The 15,027-nt window shown below is 63.7% G+C and carries 20 protein-coding genes; 10 read left to right on the top strand and 10 right to left on the bottom strand.

Annotation, left to right across the window (positions count from 1 at the left end):
* Positions 1-60 precede the first annotated feature (60 nt).
* From NKI66_RS06345 to NKI66_RS06355, 3 genes are all read left to right on the top strand, one after another.
* Positions 61-285: a F0F1 ATP synthase subunit C gene (locus NKI66_RS06345; protein WP_006206606.1), complete on the top strand. Its 225-nt coding sequence runs from the start codon at positions 61-63 to the stop codon at positions 283-285.
* Positions 286-348: 63 nt separating this feature from the next.
* Entirely contained in the window at positions 349-948 is a 600-nt protein-coding gene (locus NKI66_RS06350; protein ID WP_352440006.1) for a F0F1 ATP synthase subunit B, read from the top strand.
* Positions 949-958: 10 nt separating this feature from the next.
* A complete protein-coding gene (locus tag NKI66_RS06355; RefSeq protein WP_352751258.1) occupies positions 959-1,450 on the top strand; it encodes a F0F1 ATP synthase subunit B in 492 nt (163 codons plus the stop codon).
* 131 nt (positions 1,451-1,581) lie between these two features.
* Here NKI66_RS06355 and rnhB read toward each other — a convergent pair whose 3' ends face one another.
* Together rnhB and NKI66_RS06365 are read right to left on the bottom strand one after the other, a co-directional pair.
* The gene (gene rnhB, locus NKI66_RS06360) at positions 1,582-2,277 is read right to left on the bottom strand and encodes a ribonuclease HII (protein ID WP_023808674.1); all 696 of its coding nucleotides are present in this window, start codon (positions 2,275-2,277) and stop codon (positions 1,582-1,584) included.
* A gap of 151 nt (positions 2,278-2,428) precedes the next feature.
* A complete protein-coding gene (locus NKI66_RS06365; RefSeq protein WP_023808673.1) occupies positions 2,429-3,583 on the bottom strand; it encodes a PA0069 family radical SAM protein in 1,155 nt (384 codons plus the stop codon).
* Between the two features lie 149 nt (positions 3,584-3,732).
* Here NKI66_RS06365 and NKI66_RS06370 point away from each other — a divergent pair, with 149 nt between their 5' ends.
* Both NKI66_RS06370 and NKI66_RS06375 read left to right on the top strand, forming a co-directional pair.
* Positions 3,733-4,257, top strand: coding sequence for a glycosyltransferase (locus tag NKI66_RS06370; protein WP_023808672.1), 525 nt, complete (start codon positions 3,733-3,735; stop codon positions 4,255-4,257).
* Between the two features lie 143 nt (positions 4,258-4,400).
* On the top strand, positions 4,401-5,375 hold the full coding sequence (locus tag NKI66_RS06375) for a hypothetical protein (protein ID WP_023808671.1): 975 nt from the start codon (positions 4,401-4,403) through the stop codon (positions 5,373-5,375).
* Between the two features lie 7 nt (positions 5,376-5,382).
* Here NKI66_RS06375 and NKI66_RS06380 read toward each other — a convergent pair whose 3' ends face one another.
* The 7 genes from NKI66_RS06380 to NKI66_RS06410 form a co-directional block, all read right to left on the bottom strand.
* Entirely contained in the window at positions 5,383-5,805 is a 423-nt protein-coding gene (locus NKI66_RS06380; RefSeq protein ID WP_023808670.1) for a GFA family protein, read from the bottom strand.
* A 137-nt stretch (positions 5,806-5,942) separates the two neighbouring features.
* Positions 5,943-6,497 carry a molybdenum cofactor biosynthesis protein B gene (moaB, locus tag NKI66_RS06385; protein WP_023808669.1) on the bottom strand — a complete coding sequence of 185 codons (555 nt, stop codon included), beginning with the start codon at positions 6,495-6,497 and terminating at the stop codon, positions 5,943-5,945.
* Entirely contained in the window at positions 6,484-7,383 is a 900-nt protein-coding gene (locus NKI66_RS06390; RefSeq protein ID WP_023808668.1) for a 4-(cytidine 5'-diphospho)-2-C-methyl-D-erythritol kinase, read from the bottom strand. The genes moaB and NKI66_RS06390 overlap by 14 nt, the downstream gene beginning before the upstream one ends.
* A 20-nt stretch (positions 7,384-7,403) precedes the next feature.
* Complete coding sequence (locus NKI66_RS06395) at positions 7,404-7,589, bottom strand: membrane protein (protein WP_023808667.1); 186 nt, start codon at positions 7,587-7,589, stop codon at positions 7,404-7,406.
* A 128-nt stretch (positions 7,590-7,717) separates the two neighbouring features.
* On the bottom strand, positions 7,718-8,581 hold the full coding sequence (locus NKI66_RS06400) for a S49 family peptidase (RefSeq protein ID WP_023808666.1): 864 nt from the start codon (positions 8,579-8,581) through the stop codon (positions 7,718-7,720).
* A gap of 79 nt (positions 8,582-8,660) precedes the next feature.
* Positions 8,661-9,461, bottom strand: a complete 801-nt coding sequence (locus NKI66_RS06405) for a tRNA1(Val) (adenine(37)-N6)-methyltransferase (protein ID WP_023808665.1) — start codon at positions 9,459-9,461, stop codon at positions 8,661-8,663.
* The gene (locus tag NKI66_RS06410; RefSeq protein WP_023808664.1) at positions 9,461-9,685 is read right to left on the bottom strand and encodes a putative signal transducing protein; all 225 of its coding nucleotides are present in this window, start codon (positions 9,683-9,685) and stop codon (positions 9,461-9,463) included. The genes NKI66_RS06405 and NKI66_RS06410 overlap by 1 nt, the downstream gene beginning before the upstream one ends.
* Before the next feature lie 221 nt (positions 9,686-9,906).
* On the opposite strand from NKI66_RS06410, the gene NKI66_RS06415 reads away from it, so the two are divergent.
* Positions 9,907-10,923 (top strand): polyprenyl synthetase family protein, encoded by a 1,017-nt coding sequence (locus tag NKI66_RS06415; RefSeq protein WP_023808663.1) that lies wholly within the window; start codon positions 9,907-9,909, stop codon positions 10,921-10,923.
* Between the two features lie 21 nt (positions 10,924-10,944).
* Here the strand turns inward: NKI66_RS06415 and NKI66_RS06420 are convergent, their stop codons facing one another.
* Positions 10,945-12,381: an MFS transporter gene (locus tag NKI66_RS06420; protein WP_352751261.1), complete on the bottom strand. Its 1,437-nt coding sequence runs from the start codon at positions 12,379-12,381 to the stop codon at positions 10,945-10,947.
* Between the two features lie 73 nt (positions 12,382-12,454).
* Here NKI66_RS06420 and NKI66_RS06425 point away from each other — a divergent pair, with 73 nt between their 5' ends.
* The 4 genes from NKI66_RS06425 (at position 12,455) to NKI66_RS06440 (ending at position 14,969) form a co-directional block, all read left to right on the top strand.
* Positions 12,455-13,084 carry a TetR/AcrR family transcriptional regulator gene (locus NKI66_RS06425; RefSeq protein ID WP_245273037.1) on the top strand — a complete coding sequence of 210 codons (630 nt, stop codon included), beginning with the start codon at positions 12,455-12,457 and terminating at the stop codon, positions 13,082-13,084.
* Positions 13,085-13,159: 75 nt separating this feature from the next.
* On the top strand, positions 13,160-13,828 hold the full coding sequence (locus NKI66_RS06430; RefSeq protein ID WP_023808660.1) for a GntR family transcriptional regulator: 669 nt from the start codon (positions 13,160-13,162) through the stop codon (positions 13,826-13,828).
* A gap of 107 nt (positions 13,829-13,935) precedes the next feature.
* The gene (locus NKI66_RS06435; protein WP_023808659.1) at positions 13,936-14,529 is read left to right on the top strand and encodes a biotin transporter BioY; all 594 of its coding nucleotides are present in this window, start codon (positions 13,936-13,938) and stop codon (positions 14,527-14,529) included.
* Positions 14,526-14,969 (top strand): DUF1284 domain-containing protein, encoded by a 444-nt coding sequence (locus NKI66_RS06440; RefSeq protein WP_023808658.1) that lies wholly within the window; start codon positions 14,526-14,528, stop codon positions 14,967-14,969. The genes NKI66_RS06435 and NKI66_RS06440 overlap by 4 nt, the downstream gene beginning before the upstream one ends.
* Positions 14,970-15,027: the final 58 nt, after the last annotated feature.

Consider the following 15,027-nt stretch of genomic DNA (forward strand, 5'->3'; position numbering starts at 1 on the left):
TTCCAACATAGGCGCCGGATGGAATCGCAACGGAATTTTAGATCCAAAGGAGTTGAACAAATGGACGCAGAAGCAGCAAAGTACATCGGCGCCGGCATCGCTTGCCTGGGCATGGGTGGCGCGGGCATTGGCCTCGGCAACATCTTCGGCAGCTACCTGGCGGGCGCACTGCGCAACCCGTCGGCTGCCGATGGCCAGTTCGGCCGCCTGATCTTCGGCTTCGCCGTGACCGAAGCTCTGGGCATCTTCTCGCTTCTCATCGCGCTTCTGGCCCTGTTCGGCTGAGCACTCGGGAAGATTGGACAGGCCGGCCGCGCGAGCGGCGGGCCTGAATTTCGGGGATAGTCCATGTTCGTGACATCTGCCTTTGCGCAAGAGTCCGCGCCATCAGCCGATACCAGCCACGCTGCGACGGAAGGCGACACGCATTCCAGCACCAGCGTGCCTGCTGAAGCGCATGGCACGTTTCCGCCATTCGATCCGGCGACGTTCCCGTCGCAGCTTCTGTGGCTGGCGATCACCTTCGGGCTGTTCTATCTCTTCCTGAAGCGGGTGGTGATGCCGCGCGTCGGCGGCATCATCGATGTCCGCAACGATCGCATCACGCAGGACCTTGATCAGGCGGCCAAGTTGAAGGGCGAGGCCGACGCCGCCGTTGCTGCCTACGAGCAGGAACTGGCGGAAGCCAAGACCAAGGCCAACGCGATCGGCCAGCAGGCCAGCGACGCGGCCAAGGCCGAGGCCGATACCGCGCGCAAGAAGGTCGAGGCCGCGCTCGACGCCAAGCTTGGCGAAGCCGAAGCCCGCATTTCTTCCATCAAGGCCAATGCCATGAAGGAAGTCGGCAGCATCGCCGAGGATACCGCTTCGGCGATCGTCGAAGCCCTGGTTGGCGGCAAGGCCAGCAAGGCCGAGATCGCGGCCGCGGTCAAATCCGTGGCCCGGTGAGGAGCGCATCATGGATTACACATCTCTCGCGACGCTCTGGGCCACGGTTGCCCTGGTCATCTTCCTGGGCATTGCCGTCTACATCAAGGTGCCTCGCCTGATCGCCAAGGCGCTCGACGCCCGCGCCGCCAGGATCAGCAATGAACTGGACGAAGCACGCCGACTGCGCGAGGAGGCCCAGCAACTGCTTGGCCAGTATCAGCGCAAGCGCAAGGAAGCCGAGCAGGAGGCCGCCGACATCGTCGCCGCCGCCAAGCGCGAAGCCGATATGCTTGCCGCCGAGGCGCACAAGAAAACTGAGGACTATGTTGTCAGGCGCACCGCGCTTGCCGAACAGAAGATCGGCCAGGCCGAGCGTGACGCCATCAGCGAAGTCCGCGCCAGCGCCGTCGATATCGCCGTCGAGGCAGCGCGCGCGCTGCTTGCCAGCAAGATCGACGCCAAGGCCGGTGCCGATCTGTTCAAGGCATCGCTCGCGGACGTGAAGTCGAAGCTGAACTGAGCCCTCACGGCCCTCATACAATTAAAGCCGCCCGGGCAACCTGGCGGCTTTTTTGCTTGGAGAGTGCGTGAGACGCCGAAGCGGTCAATCTCCCCACAAGGGGGAGATTGGCTTGTCGCCGCCGCCGTTGTTCAATCCAGCCCAGCAAAGCTCTCTTCTTCAACCACTTCAGCGCCACCCAGCCTGAACGGCGAAAACGATACGCGATGCAGCCGCGCCACCGGGCCATGCGCTTCGATCGCGGTGCGATGGCGAAGCGTGGCGTAGCCCATATGGACTTCGAACCCGTAGCGGTCGTGGTGGTTGCCGCATCCGCACATCATGCGGTCCCGCATTACCTTGGCGACGATCGAGGCGGCAGCGATCGATTGCGAACGCTGGTCGCCCTTGATCAGCGCGCGCCCTTCACAAGGCAGCCCCGGTGGCACGTCGCGTCCGTCGGCAAGGGCGAGTTTCGGTCGGACCGACAGCCCGACCAGGGCGCGGCGCATGGCTTCCAGGCTTGCCTTGAGGATGTTGCTGCCGTCGATGCCCTCGGCGCTGATGGAGGCCATTGAGACCGCCTGCGCAGAGCCGAGAATTCGCAGGAACAAGGCCTCACGCTGCAAATGGCTGAGGCGTTTGGAATCGTCGAGGCCGTCCGGAATGTTGGCGGGATCGAGCACCACGGCCGCGGCGACCACCGGCCCGGCCAGGGGGCCACGGCCGGCCTCGTCCATCCCGGCGACCGGCCACAGGCCCTCCGCCATCGCCTTCGTCTCGAAGGAGAAGTCAGGCTTCTCGATGATCTCAAAGAGAGGCGGAGAATCAGAACGCGCGCGAGCCATGTTGCGGCGAGGTTCGCATCGGCTCTGATTCTCCGCAAGTCCCTCCGGGTCGGGTGGGGCGCCGGACCGGGAGGGCACCGTCTGCAGGCCGGGGCAGGCCGGACGGGATTCTGGTGCCGCGACGGATCAAACCACCGCGACGAATTGTCTCTCAAAGCAGCGTCAGCTGCACCTGGTCTTTCCCGGCGGCAACGAACTGGTCGGTCCGCAGCGTGCGCCGTTCGGCATTGAGGCCGAGCCGCTTGGCTGTGATCTCGAAGCGCCGGCCGATCTGCCAGGCGTAGGGACCGGCGCCCTTCATGCGCTTGCCCCATTCCGAATCGTAGTCCTTGCCGTCGCGCATCGAGCGGACCAGCGACATCACATGGCGGTAGCGGTCGGGATAATGGCGCAGCAGCCAATCCTTGAAGATCGGGCTGACCTCCAGCGGCAGGCGCAGGATCACGTAGCCCGCTTCGCGCGCGCCGGCCGCACGTGCGGAATCGAGGATGCGTTCCATCTCCGGATCGGTCAGGCCCGGAATGATAGGAGCCACCATGACCGACGCCGGAATGCCGGCATCCGAAAGCTGCCGGATCGCTTCCAGCCGCTTGGTCGGTGTCGACGCGCGCGGCTCCATGGTGCGCGCCAGCATACGGTCGAGCGTCGTCACCGACAGCGCCACCTTGGCGAGCCCGCGTTCGGCCATGCGTGACAGGATATCGATATCGCGCGTCACCAGAGCGGACTTTGTCACGATGCCGACTGGATGGCCGCGCGCTTCCAGCACTTCGAGAATTTCGCGCATGATCCGGTATTGCTTCTCGATCGGCTGGTAGGGGTCGGTGTTGGTGCCGATGGCGATGGTGCGCGGCTGGTAGCTGTCTTTCGAAAGCTCCTTGTCAAGCAAGCGCGCCGCATCAGGCTTGGCGAACAACTTCGATTCGAAATCCAGACCCGGCGACAGGCCCATGAACGCGTGCGTCGGGCGGGCAAAGCAATAGACGCAGCCATGCTCGCAGCCGCGATAGGGGTTGATGGAACGGTCGAAGGAAATGTCGGGCGATTCGTTGCGGGTGATGATTGTGCGCGGCTTCTCGACCTGCACTTCGGTCTTGAAGGGCGGCAGTTCCTCCAGCGAATTCCAGCCATCGTCGAACACGTGCCGGCTGACCGGCTCGAACCGGCCGGACGGATTGATACCCGCTGACCTGCCGCGGTTGCGGTCCGGGCGGACACGCATGCCGCTCTGCTCGACCATCGCGTTGGCCATCTCGGCTCTTCCTGCTCCGAAAGCTGCAATGTCGGCGCGCACGATCTGTTCCATTTTCGCCCGCTCCCAGGGACTGTCCATGTTGTGTCGAATCGCTCTGCTCATGAAATTATTCCTATTTCGTTGATAAGAACAAAGCAAGAACTTTCTATGGTGCGATGCAAAACTGGCGCTGTCGGGCGCTTTCCGCTATTCGGCTAAGGATGCTCAGTGTTCTCATCGAAACCCGCAACGACGAGGAGGGCCTCGCCCGCACGCTCGCCTCGCTGATTGGCGGCGCGGTCGAAGGCGTGGTGCGTGAAGTCATCGTCTGCGACACAGGCTCTACCGACCAGACGCATCATGTGGCCGAGCATGCCGGCTGTCAGTACGTGACGGGCGGTGTCGCTGCCGGCATCCGCCAGGCCAAGGGGGATTGGTTGCTGCTCCTGGAGCCGGGCGCGCGGCTGGTGGAGGGCTGGATCGATGAAGTTGTCGCCCATACGGCCAGGCAGACCATGGCGGCACGGTTTTCGCGCACGCGAGCCAGTCGCACGCCATTCCTGGCCCGGGTCTTTTCGGGAAACCGCGCCTTGGCCGACGGCTTGCTGATCAGCAAGCGTCAGGCGGCGGCCGCGGCCAAGAGTGCCGGCAGTGCCGAGGCCATCGCCCGCGGCCTCGCGACGAAGCGGCTCGACGCCGAAATCTGGATGGCGCCGGCCAAGCAGGAGCGCCGCCCCTCGACGTGATTTTTTGCAGTTGCTCAGGTCATTGTGCATTGCACAAAGTTTGACGCGGGGTTAGCTTCCGTTCAAGCGGGAATTGGGTTTGGGTCATGCCGAGAGGCGAGCACCGATGCGGCATCGGTGGTGCTCTCATAGCCGAGGACCCAATGAAGCTTTCAACCCCCGACACATCCGGCGCGGCCAGTCTCGAGGCCATTGCGCGCAACGGCAGCCTGCTGCGGCGCATCGCCGTGCGTATTCCAACCTATCTGACGGACCTGCGTGAGAACCCTGCCTGGCTGCCGATGTTCGTGTTGGCGCGCACCATGCCCGGACGCCGCATGCATTGGCTCGGCGCAAAGCGCGCCCGCCCGGTCGCCAATGCCGGGGATACGATGTTTGCCGGTGTCGAACGGGGAGCGGTCGTCGATGCGTTGCGCTCCGACGGGCTGTTCTCAGGCCTGGTCCTGCCGCCTGATATCCATGAAGAGATCGCCGACTTCGCCGGGCGCACGCCTTGCTTCGGCAATTTCGACCGCCGTCTCGAATTCATGCCGGGGGAACATGCCGAGGCCGAGAAACGCCTTGGCCGCTCGCTGCTTAGCGGGCATTTTTTCGAGCGCATCCTCGACTGCCCGGCGGCGCTTGCCATCCAGCGCGATCCGCTGCTTCTGGATATTGCCGCGCACTATCTCGGCGGCCAGGCGAAACTGATCACGACGCGGGTCTGGTGGAGTTTTCCCACAGGTGCCGCTTCGGATGCCGACAAGAACCTCGCCTCGCTCGGCAAGTATCATTTTGACCTCGACGACTGGCGCATGCTGAAATTCTTCTTCTACCTCAAGCCGGTCGACGCCGACACCGGTCCGCATGTCTATGTCAGGGGCAGCCACAAGCGCCGCAGCCTAAAGCATCAGCTTACCCTTCTGGTCGGCCATCCCGCGCAACAGGTTCTGGATGTCTATGGCGAGCAGAGCCCGGTGACGCTGACCGGCGAGGCCGGTCTCGGCTTCGTCGAGGACCCCTTTGGCTTTCATATGGGCACCGTGCCGGCACGCACGCCGCGACTGATGATGGAAGTCGGCTTCGGCGTATCGCCGCCGTCGCGCCGACGGTTTCATGGCGAGCCGGTCATCCGCTGAGAGCTGCCTATCCGAAGCTCATCTCGACAGGCGTCCAGTGAGCGCGGCGCCTGGCTTGGCGCTGTGCCCGGCTTTCGGCATCGAAGTCGACACGAGCCGGCTCCTGATTGAACCGCTCTCGGTCGTCCAGGGCGTTGATGATGACGATCGCCCTTGCGTCATCCTCTCCGGCGATTGCGGCGACATAGACGCCGCAATCCCGGCAGATCAAATAGTCGGCCGTCCTCAGCCCGAACTGATATTTTCGCAATCGCGCCTCATCCTTGACCGAGATGGTCAGTCTGCCGTCCGGATCGGCAATGGCGCGCGAACCATGTCTGACACAGAACGAGCATTGGCAGGCGCGAACTTCGATTTGCGATGGGTCGAGTTCGGTTGAAAATGCAAGGCGTATGTTGCCGCAATGGCATCCGCCGGTATGCGTGGTCATGGTTCTGCCTTGTCGTGATGGCGATGATCGCCTTCAGGCAAGGTACTTTTCCGAGGTTCGGTTTGGAATGGTGTTTCGAAGGCACCGGTGCTGTTCTGCCTGCAAAAGCGGCGTGGAACCGACGCTTTGCCTGGCTTTTACAAAGCCGATTTGCCGCGCCGTAAATGCTCGTCCAGGCGCGGCATGATCTCGACGAAGTTGCACGGCATGTGCCGGTAGTCGAGCTGCGCTTTCAGGATGCCGTCCCACGCGTCCTTGCAGGCGCCTGGCGAACCCGGCAGCACGAAGACGAAGGTGGCGTTGACGACGCCGCCGGTCGCCCGACTCTGGATCGTCGAGGTGCCGATCTTGTCGTAGGAAATCCGGTGGAACACTTCCGAAAAGCCATCCATGCGCTTTTCGAAGATCGGCTCCAGCGCGTCCGGCGTCACGTCACGGCCTGTGAAGCCGGTGCCGCCGGTGGTGATGACGACATCGATATTCTTGTCCTGTGACCACGCCAGAACCGTGTCGCGGATTTTCTCGCGGTCGTCGGTGACGATATTGCGGGCCGCCAGCAGATGGCCGGCCTCGGTGATGCGGTCGGCCAGCGTCTGGCCGGATTTGTCGTCGGCGAGGCTGCGCGTATCCGAAACGGTCAGCACCGCGATGCGCACGGGAATGAAGGAGCGGCTCTCGTCAATTCTGGCCATCTGCGCCCTCCGATGCGATGCTGCGCGTCGCGGCAACGAACCAGTCGGGCTGGCGGCCGCGGATTTCGGCGGCGGCGCGCTTGGCGACATTGCCGGTTTCGAACAGGCCGAAACATGTCGCGCCGGATCCCGACATCCGCGAGAACCCCGATCCGGCCTTGTTCAGCCAGGAAAGCGCCCTGCCGATTGCGGGTTGCACCTCCAGCGCCGCGGGCTCGAGATCGTTGCGGGTGATCTCCAGCCAGTTGCGCAGGCTGTGAAAATCGATGCTGCGCGGCAGCGGCGGCAAGGCCTCATTGTCGCGCCGGGAAAGCGCTGCAAAGACATCCGCCGTCGACACCGGGGTGCCTGGATTGACCAACACCAGGCCAAGCGCCGAAAAATCCGGCACCATCGACAGTTCATCGCCGATGCCACGCGCCACCAGCGGCTTTGCCGCCAGGCACATCGGCACATCGGCGCCAAGCGAAAGGCCGATCCGCGCCAGCTCGCTGCCATCGATGTCCAGCGCCCATGTCTCCACCAGTCCGCGCAGCACGGTCGCCGCGTCGCTCGAACCGCCGCCGACGCCGGAGGCAACCGGCAGGTTCTTTTCCAGCCGAATAGCGACCGGCGGTGTTCTCTCGTGCCCGGCTGTCTGCCGCAGGGCATCGCGCGCCTTGAGCACCAGATTGCTGGCGTCGAGAGGAACGGCCGGGGCGTAACGGCCGGATACGGTAAACTCATCGCCGTCGGCGGGCGCGATTTCGACCCTGTCGCCAAACCGTGTGAACACCGCCAGGCTCTCGATCAGATGATAGCCGTCAGGGCGCCTGCCGGTGACATGCAGCGCCAGATTGATTTTGGCGTGTGCGTGCCAGCTACGCGACCCGATGTCGGTGTCCACAATCGTCTGCGGGATGATGCTCAGTCCTTGGCCAGCCGGTATTCGCCGGTCTTCGGATCCTTGACCAAAGTGCCGATCGCGCCGTTGGCCGTTTGCTTTTCTGTGCGCCGCACCTTGGCGGTCACGCGCTCGGCTTCCCTAATGAAGGTGCGGTAGCCGAAATAGGCGGCAACGCCAACGACGGCGAAGAAAATGATCTGCGGCATGCCAAAACTCCTCCCACGCTGGGCCGGCGAAGGCGGCCGGTCGGGTCGGTTGATGCATGTCGACCCGCTTTTGGGAACACGACATGCATGAAACTCAAGCTCTCATGCTAGACGGTTTTGCCGGGTTTTCAAAGCCCGAAGCGAGACCACAATGCGCGCTCTTCCGCCGCATCGATCACGCCGCTGGCGGCAGCGGCTGCGATATCGGGCGCTGAAAAGCCCTTGCTTGAGCCGAACAGGCCGAAGCGGCTAAGGAAACCGCGCGGTGTCGTGATCAGCCTGAGTTGGGTTTTCGCCCCGAAACGGGTCTTGAGCACAGTGCGCATGTCGCCGAGCGCATCGACCAGCCCGAGTTCGAGGCCCTTGATGCCGGTCCAGAACAGGCCGGTGAACAGGTCCGGATCGTCCTTCAGTTTCGTGCCGCGCCGCTCCTTGACGAGGTCGATGAAGGTTGCGTGCACCTCGAGCTGCAGCGCCTTCAGCCGCTCGACATCTTCCTTTTTCTCGGGCTTGAACGGATCGAGCACCGCCTTGTTCTGGCCAGCGGTGTGGACACGTCGCTCGATGCCGATCTTCTTCATCAGTTCCGGGAAGCCAAACGAAGCCGAGACGACGCCGATCGACCCGACGATGGAGGACGGATCGGCAAAGATCTCGTCACCGGCGACCGCGATCATGTAGCCGCCCGACGCCGCGACATCCTCGACGAAGACCAGTACCTTTTTGTTCTTTTCCGTGGCCAGGTCACGGATGCGCTTGAAGATCAGCCTAGACTGCACCGGCGAGCCGCCCGGCGAATTGATCGAGATGGCGACCGCCGGCGCGTCGTAGGAAAACGCCTTCTCGATGAGGCCGGCGGTGGAAGCCAGCGACAGGCTCGGCCGAAACTGGCCACCGCCTGCCATGATGGTGCCGTGCAGCCGGATGACCGGAATGGTGACGACGGTGGAGCGCCAGGATTTCGGCAACAGGCGGTTGATGAGTCGTTTCACGAGGGCGCGGTCTCCGGTCGATAGGTTGCAGGCATGTAGGGATTTCCCGGCCAACGGCAATGTGGCCGGGCAGAATAGCTCAATCTCCGAACAGCGAGGCGAGGCCGTTGGTGATCATTTCGCTGCGCTCGTCGGGGCCGTTGCCTGATTGCGCGTGCAGCATCAGGGGCGGGCGGATGGCAAGCTTTCCCCGTGTCCCGAGCGCTGCCCGCACGACGATGCGGATCGCCGCCGCATCGGGACGAGGGTGGACGGCGAGCATCTCGGCATCGCCGAAGCGGCCGGCGATCGCATCGAGAATGGCTCCGAGCTGTTCGGGCCGGGCGATTACGGCGAACCCGCCGCGCGGCCTCACCACCGCCGCCGCACTTCTGATCCAGCTCTCGAACAGCCCGTCCTCCATGACATGGGCTTCCTTTCGCAGGCGATCCGATGTGGCGCGGTCCCGGGGAGCATTGAACGGCGGGTTCATGATGACGAAGTCGAAGTCGTTGTCGGCGAGGCCGGCGGCTGCCCGCGCCCGGCCCGATACGGTGACATCGGCGCCCAGCACGGATGCGCGATCGCTGAGATGGGCATTGCCGGGATGGGCAAGCGTCGCCGCCGCGAAGGCCGCCATTTCCGGCGCGCGTTCGACAAGCACCGCCTCTGCCGCCGGGCAGCGTGACAGCACCGCCAGTCCGGCAGCTCCGGCTCCGGCGCCGAAATCGGCCAGGCGCCCGCCAAAGGTCGATGGCACGGATGCCGCCAGCATCATCGCATCCATGCCGGCGCGATGGCCGCCCTGCTTGGGCTGGACGAGCCAGAACCGGCCGCGATGGAAAGCGTCGACCGTATGGGCCGGCGTATCCGGGACAAGGGCGGCGGGCGCGGCGGACATTATTTTCCGCGGATTTCGTTGGCGATGCCGGCATCCCTGAGGATGCGCCGTGCCGCGTCGGCCTGGTCGGCATCGACCATGACGCGTTTCTGCAAAAGGCCGATCGACCCTTCTAGAATGCTCATATTCTGATCGGCGACAAAGCAGGCGATGCCGGCGTCGCACATCAGCGATTCAACAAAGGAGATGATCACGGCATCGTTGGTGCGGACAAGTTCTATCATCGTATGAAACTCGCAGTTTGCGCTATTGATGTAAACGGGGAGGGGATTCCGAGGCAGAGCCCCGTTCCCTCTCGGGTCCCCGTTCCCTCTCGGGTCGTTGACATTCCGTCATCGACGCCGCGCCAATTCGCCACTTGCCGTGGCCATGTCCGCCGCCCTAGAGTCCATGCAGGGACTAAGGGTGCCGTCGCACGCTCTATACCAAGACGGGAGTGATTGTTGTGGGTGTCGTTCTCAACATCGAAAACGGGAAGCGGGAGCCCGCCTCCATCAAGGATCTGATCGATCTGACAGTGGCGGATATGGGGCGCGTCAATGAATTGATCCTGTCCAAGGCCGGCTCCGACGTCGAGATGATCCCGGAGGTCGCCAACCATTTGATCTCGTCCGGCGGCAAACGGCTGCGGCCGATGCTGACGCTGGCCGCCGCGCAGATGTTCGGCTATGCCGGCGAGGGCCACGTCAAGCTCGCCACCTCCGTCGAATTCATGCACACGGCGACGCTTCTCCACGACGATGTCGTCGACGAGAGCGGCATGCGGCGCGGCAAGAAGACCGCCCGCATGATCTGGGGCAACCAGGCAAGCGTGCTGGTCGGCGACTTCCTGCTCGGCCAGGCTTTCCGCATGATGGTCGATGTCGGCTCGCTCGAAGCGCTCGATATCCTGTCGAGTGCTGCCTCCATCATCGCCGAGGGCGAGGTTATGCAGCTTGCCGCCGCCAAGAACCTCGAAACCACCGAGGACGAGCATTTCGCCGTCATCAAGGCCAAGACCGCCGCACTGTTTTCGGCTGCTGCCGAGGTCGGCCCCGTCATTGCCCAGGCGACCCGCAACGATCGTGCGGCGCTGCGCTCCTACGGCATGAATCTCGGCCTTGCCTTCCAGCTGATCGATGACGCGCTGGACTATGGCGGCACCAGCAAGGATCTCGGCAAGAATGTCGGCGACGATTTCCGCGAAGGCAAGGTGACCTTGCCGGTCATTCTCGCCTATCGGCGGGGCACGAAGGCCGAGCGCACTTTCTGGAAGCGTGCCATCGAGGACAATGTCACCGATGACGCCGGTCTGGAAAAGGCGATCGGCCTGATGACTCGCCATGGCGCCATTGCCGACACGATCGGACGCGCCCGCCATTTCGGCGAGATCGCCCGCGACGCGCTGGCGCCGCTGGAAGCGACGCCGCAGAAATCGGCGCTGATCGACGTCATCGATTTCTGCATCAGCCGGGTGAACTGAGCGGCGTCACCCGGTTGCCGGCTACTTCGCCTTTCCCGGCAAAGCGATTGCGGCAAGCAGGCTGACAACGATGCCCGCCGCCGCCAGCCAGAAGGCGATCTGTATGCCGTCGGCTATCGCGGCCTTCAGTGCATCGCCGCTCAATCCGCCGACATGGCTGTTGGCGATCGCGATCAACGTCGCCATGCCGATCGCGTTGCCGATGTTGAGCGTCGTGCAGGCCATCCCCGAGGCGACGCCCTGTTCGTCGTGAGCCACGCCCGACGCGGCCGCGATCCACATGGCGGTCCAGACGATGCCCTGTCCGACACCGGAGATGATCAGCCCTGGAACGAGAGCCAGATAGAAGCTGTTGGCTGATGCTCCAAGGACCATCAGCGCCGTGCCGGCCGCCCCTATGACCATGCCGCCGACCAGGGTCGAGCGGGTTGAAAAGCGCGTTGCCAGGCGTTCACCGAGCTGCGTGCCGGCGGCGATGGCGATCGACGGCACCAGGAAGGCGAGGCCGGTTTCCAGCGCGGTGAAGCCATGCACGGTCTGCAACAGGACGGTGAGGAAATAGGGCAGGGCCCCGAACGTTCCCATGAACAGGAAGGTGATCGTCATGCCGGCGACGAGGCTGCGATTGCGGAACAGCCGCAGCGGCATCAGCGGGTCAGCGCTCTTCGCCTCAATCAGCGCGACGGCGATGATGAAGATCGCTGCCAGCGCGGCGCTGGCGACGATCGCTGGCGAACCCCAGCCATATTCAGGTCCCTGGACCAGCGTGAAGACCAGCAATGTGGCGCCCGCAGTGACGGTCAGCGCGCCAGGCAGATCGAAGTTGCGGCGCTGGTGCCGCTTGGGATCGCGTGGAATGATGGCAAATGCGGCGATGATGGCTATGCCAGCCAGCAGCACATTGACGTAGAAGACCGACGACCAGCCGAAGGCGCCTGTCAGGAATCCACCGGCCAGTGAGCCAAGGGTGAGGCCGCTCGCGCCGGCACCGCCCCACACCGCCAGCGCCCTGTTGCGTTCCGGTCCTTCGGCAAACAGGCGATTGATCAGCGAGAGCGTCGCCGGGAACAGGAAAGCGCCGCCGATGCCTTGTACAGCGCGGGCAGCGATGATGATTTCCGGCGACCAGGCGAGGCCGCCGACCAGCGACGAAAGCGCATAGAGCCAGAGAGCGAAGATGAAAATGCGGCGCTGACCGATAAGGTCGGCGGCGCGGCCGCCGAACAGCAGAAAACCGCCGGTAAACACGGTGTAGGCGCTCACCACCCATTGCAAGGTCTGGCCGGAAAAGCCCAGCCCAGCCCCGATTTCGGGCAGCGCCACGAAGACGATGTTGATGTCGAGAGCGATGATAAGCTGGGCGAAGGCGAGCAATGCCAGCGTGGCGCCGCGCTTCGCGCCAACCCCTCCCTGTGTCGCAGTGGCGCCGAACGGCACCCCTTGATCGAGTGAACTCATGCCAATCTCCTTTTGATTCTTTATCGATCGACAAAGAATTGGGTTTGCAATCCGGAGTCAAGCGGATTATTTGTTGATCGATAAAGAAATGGAGACGGCGATGGCGGGACGGCCAAGGGAGTTCGACAGAGCCCAGGCTCTGCAGAAAGCGCGCGATGCCTTCTGGATGCGCGGCTACGAGGGCACCTCGATGGCCGACCTCGTGTCCATGCTTGGTCTGGCATCGGCGCGCATCTATGCCGCCTTTGGCTCGAAGGAGGATCTGTTTCGCGAAGCCGTTGTTCTCTACGAAACCAGCGAAGGAAGCTTCGCCACCAGCGCGCTTGCCGAGGAGCCGACCGCAAGGCGGTTTGTCGAGCGGTTGCTGCGCGATGCAATCGAAATCTACACAAGGCCGGACTTGCCGAAAGGCTGCATGGTCGTCTCGGCCGCCACCAACTGCGCCACGGAAAACGATAACGTGCTGCACTGGCTGGCCGAGCGCCGACTGGCGCGCAATGCATTGATTGTCGAGCGCCTGAGAAAGGGCGTTCGCGACGGCGACCTCAAGCCGGATACTGATCCGGAAGCGCTTGGCGACTACTACACCACGCTGTTGTTTGGCCTCTCTGTGCAGGCGCGCGACGGGGTGCCGAAGAAGCGGCTGCATGACCTGATCACCGTGGCGATGCCTGCACTCGACGGTTTCGTCTCACAGCCTTGAGTCTTGCTTCTGGCGCCTCGCGATTTCGACTGCAATTGGCTCGACAAGCTGCCCTGCCGCAAATTATCTATAAACATGGCAAAGGGCACGGACGACACCATCGCGGTGCGCATCAGCAAGGTTCTGGCGGACCGGATCATTTCCGGTGCGATCGAGCCAGGGGCCAGGCTTCGGCAGGATCATATCGCCGAGGAATTCCAAACCAGCCATGTTCCGGTGCGCGAGGCCTTCCGCCGTCTCGAGGCGCAGGGACTGGCCATCGGCGAGCCGCGCCGCGGCGTGCGTGTCGCGTCTTTCGATCTGGGCGAGGTCAAGGAGGTCGCCGAAATGCGGGCAGCACTCGAAGTGCTGGCGCTGCGCCACGCCGCGCCGCATCTGACATCGGCCATTCTCGATCTCGCCGAGGAGGCGACCAAGGCCGGCGACAAGTCCCGCGATGTCAGGTCGTGGGAAGAGGCCAACCGCGCCTTCCACCGCTTGATCCTGTCGCCATGCGGCATGTCGCGCCTGCTCGCGACCATCGACGACCTGCACGCGGCAAGCGCCCGTTTCCTGTTCGCGGCATGGCGGTCGGAGTGGGAGACGCGCACCGATCAGGACCATCGCGCGATCCTCACCGCCTTGCGGCAGGGAAACACCGAATCCGCGGCCGTCACACTGGGGCGGCACGTCCAATGGATTGGCCGCAAGCCGGTCAGGACGGCTTCCGGAACGACGCGCGAAGCCTTCGCCATAGTAGGTTAGACGGCCTCCGCCAAAGCCAGGGCTTGCAATCCCCAGGGAAGTGTGGATTCGATAATAGATCGAAAACAGAAATTATCTATAATTTGCAATCGATCGAAGGAATCCCAATGACAGACGTCGCATTCTCACCCGGCAAGCCGTCGTTCAGTCCGCTCCAGCTCCAGGATCGTTCTCTTGCCTGGCAGGTTGGAGCCGTCGTGCTTGGCACGCTGTTCCTGGCGCTGGCGTCCTATATCGAGGTGCCGATGGTGCCGGTCCCGGTAAACATGCAGACCTTTGCGGTGACACTGATCGGCGCCCTCTATGGCTGGCGGCTTGGCGCGCTCACCATCGCCGCCTGGCTGGTCGAGGGTGCGGTCGGCTTTCCGGTTCTGTCCGGAGGGGCAGCGGGTGCGGCGCATTTCGTCGGGCCGACGGGTGGCTATCTCTTCGCCTTCCCGCTTGTCGGCGCACTGGTCGGCTGGCTGGCCGAACGCGGCTGGAACGGCAAAAGGGTGATGCTTGCCTTCGTCGCCATGCTGCTTGGCAACCTTGCCTGCCTTGTGCTTGGCACAGCATGGCTTGCCGTCATGATTGGAGCCGAACAGGCCGTTACCTTCGGCTTCCTGCCGTTCATCGTCGGCGGCTTGCTCAAGTCAGCGCTGGGTGCCGCGACCCTCATGGCCCTTCCCGGCGGCAAGGCGAAGCCGGCCAATCCGTGACGATCAGGCTGCGCGCCCATCACCTCCTTTGCCTGCTCACCTATGTGGGCAAGGGATACAGCCCCGCCTTCATCGCCAATTATGATCGCGTCGCGGAGCGCCTGAGCCGGGGCGAGGGCATCCTCCTCGTTTCCGGCCCCGACGATGTCTGCGCTCCCTTGCTCGACGAGCCGGAACCGCATTGTCTCAACGAGAGTGTCGTCGAGCGGGACCGGCTCGCCGCGCTGGATGTAGAGGAATTGCTGGCGCGGCCAATCCGTGTCGGCACCCACCTCGATCTCGACACGGGGACCTTAGCCCGGATGCGGCAGGCGTTTTCGGCTGGCCTTGTACGCAAGGCCTGCGGCGGCTGCGAATGGAACGAACTGTGCAGCACGATAGCGGCCGGTGGATATAGCGACACGCTGGTGCAGCGGTCCGCCTCGCCAGCCGAGGGTTGATATTGGCGCCGAGCTCAAGGGTCGAAGCTGTGATATATTCGGCGCTGCGCAGGGCCAT

Source organism: Mesorhizobium sp. M0518 (assembly GCF_040321125.1).
In the GTDB taxonomy this organism is placed as follows: Bacteria; Pseudomonadota; Alphaproteobacteria; order Rhizobiales; family Rhizobiaceae; genus Mesorhizobium.

Bases quoted from the DNA above. Each gene is read 5' to 3' on its own strand.
- NKI66_RS06395 (WP_023808667.1), bottom strand. From the start codon at position 7,589: ATGCCGCAGATCATTTTCTTCGCCGTCGTTGGCGTTGCCGCCTATTTC.
- NKI66_RS06370 (WP_023808672.1), top strand. From the start codon at position 3,733: ATGCTCAGTGTTCTCATCGAAACCCGCAACGACGAGGAGGGCCTCGCC.
- rnhB (WP_023808674.1), bottom strand. From the start codon at position 2,277: ATGGCTCGCGCGCGTTCTGATTCTCCGCCTCTCTTTGAGATCATCGAG.
- moaB (WP_023808669.1), bottom strand. From the start codon at position 6,497: ATGGCCAGAATTGACGAGAGCCGCTCCTTCATTCCCGTGCGCATCGCG.
- NKI66_RS06410 (WP_023808664.1), bottom strand. From the start codon at position 9,685: ATGATAGAACTTGTCCGCACCAACGATGCCGTGATCATCTCCTTTGTT.
- NKI66_RS06345 (WP_006206606.1), top strand. From the start codon at position 61: ATGGACGCAGAAGCAGCAAAGTACATCGGCGCCGGCATCGCTTGCCTG.
- NKI66_RS06355 (WP_352751258.1), top strand. From the start codon at position 959: ATGGATTACACATCTCTCGCGACGCTCTGGGCCACGGTTGCCCTGGTC.
- NKI66_RS06365 (WP_023808673.1), bottom strand. From the start codon at position 3,583: ATGGAACAGATCGTGCGCGCCGACATTGCAGCTTTCGGAGCAGGAAGA.
- NKI66_RS06350 (WP_352440006.1), top strand. From the start codon at position 349: ATGTTCGTGACATCTGCCTTTGCGCAAGAGTCCGCGCCATCAGCCGAT.
- NKI66_RS06430 (WP_023808660.1), top strand. From the start codon at position 13,160: ATGGCAAAGGGCACGGACGACACCATCGCGGTGCGCATCAGCAAGGTT.
- NKI66_RS06375 (WP_023808671.1), top strand. From the start codon at position 4,401: ATGAAGCTTTCAACCCCCGACACATCCGGCGCGGCCAGTCTCGAGGCC.
- NKI66_RS06420 (WP_352751261.1), bottom strand. From the start codon at position 12,381: ATGAGTTCACTCGATCAAGGGGTGCCGTTCGGCGCCACTGCGACACAG.
- NKI66_RS06380 (WP_023808670.1), bottom strand. From the start codon at position 5,805: ATGACCACGCATACCGGCGGATGCCATTGCGGCAACATACGCCTTGCA.
- NKI66_RS06435 (WP_023808659.1), top strand. From the start codon at position 13,936: ATGACAGACGTCGCATTCTCACCCGGCAAGCCGTCGTTCAGTCCGCTC.
- NKI66_RS06405 (WP_023808665.1), bottom strand. From the start codon at position 9,461: ATGTCCGCCGCGCCCGCCGCCCTTGTCCCGGATACGCCGGCCCATACG.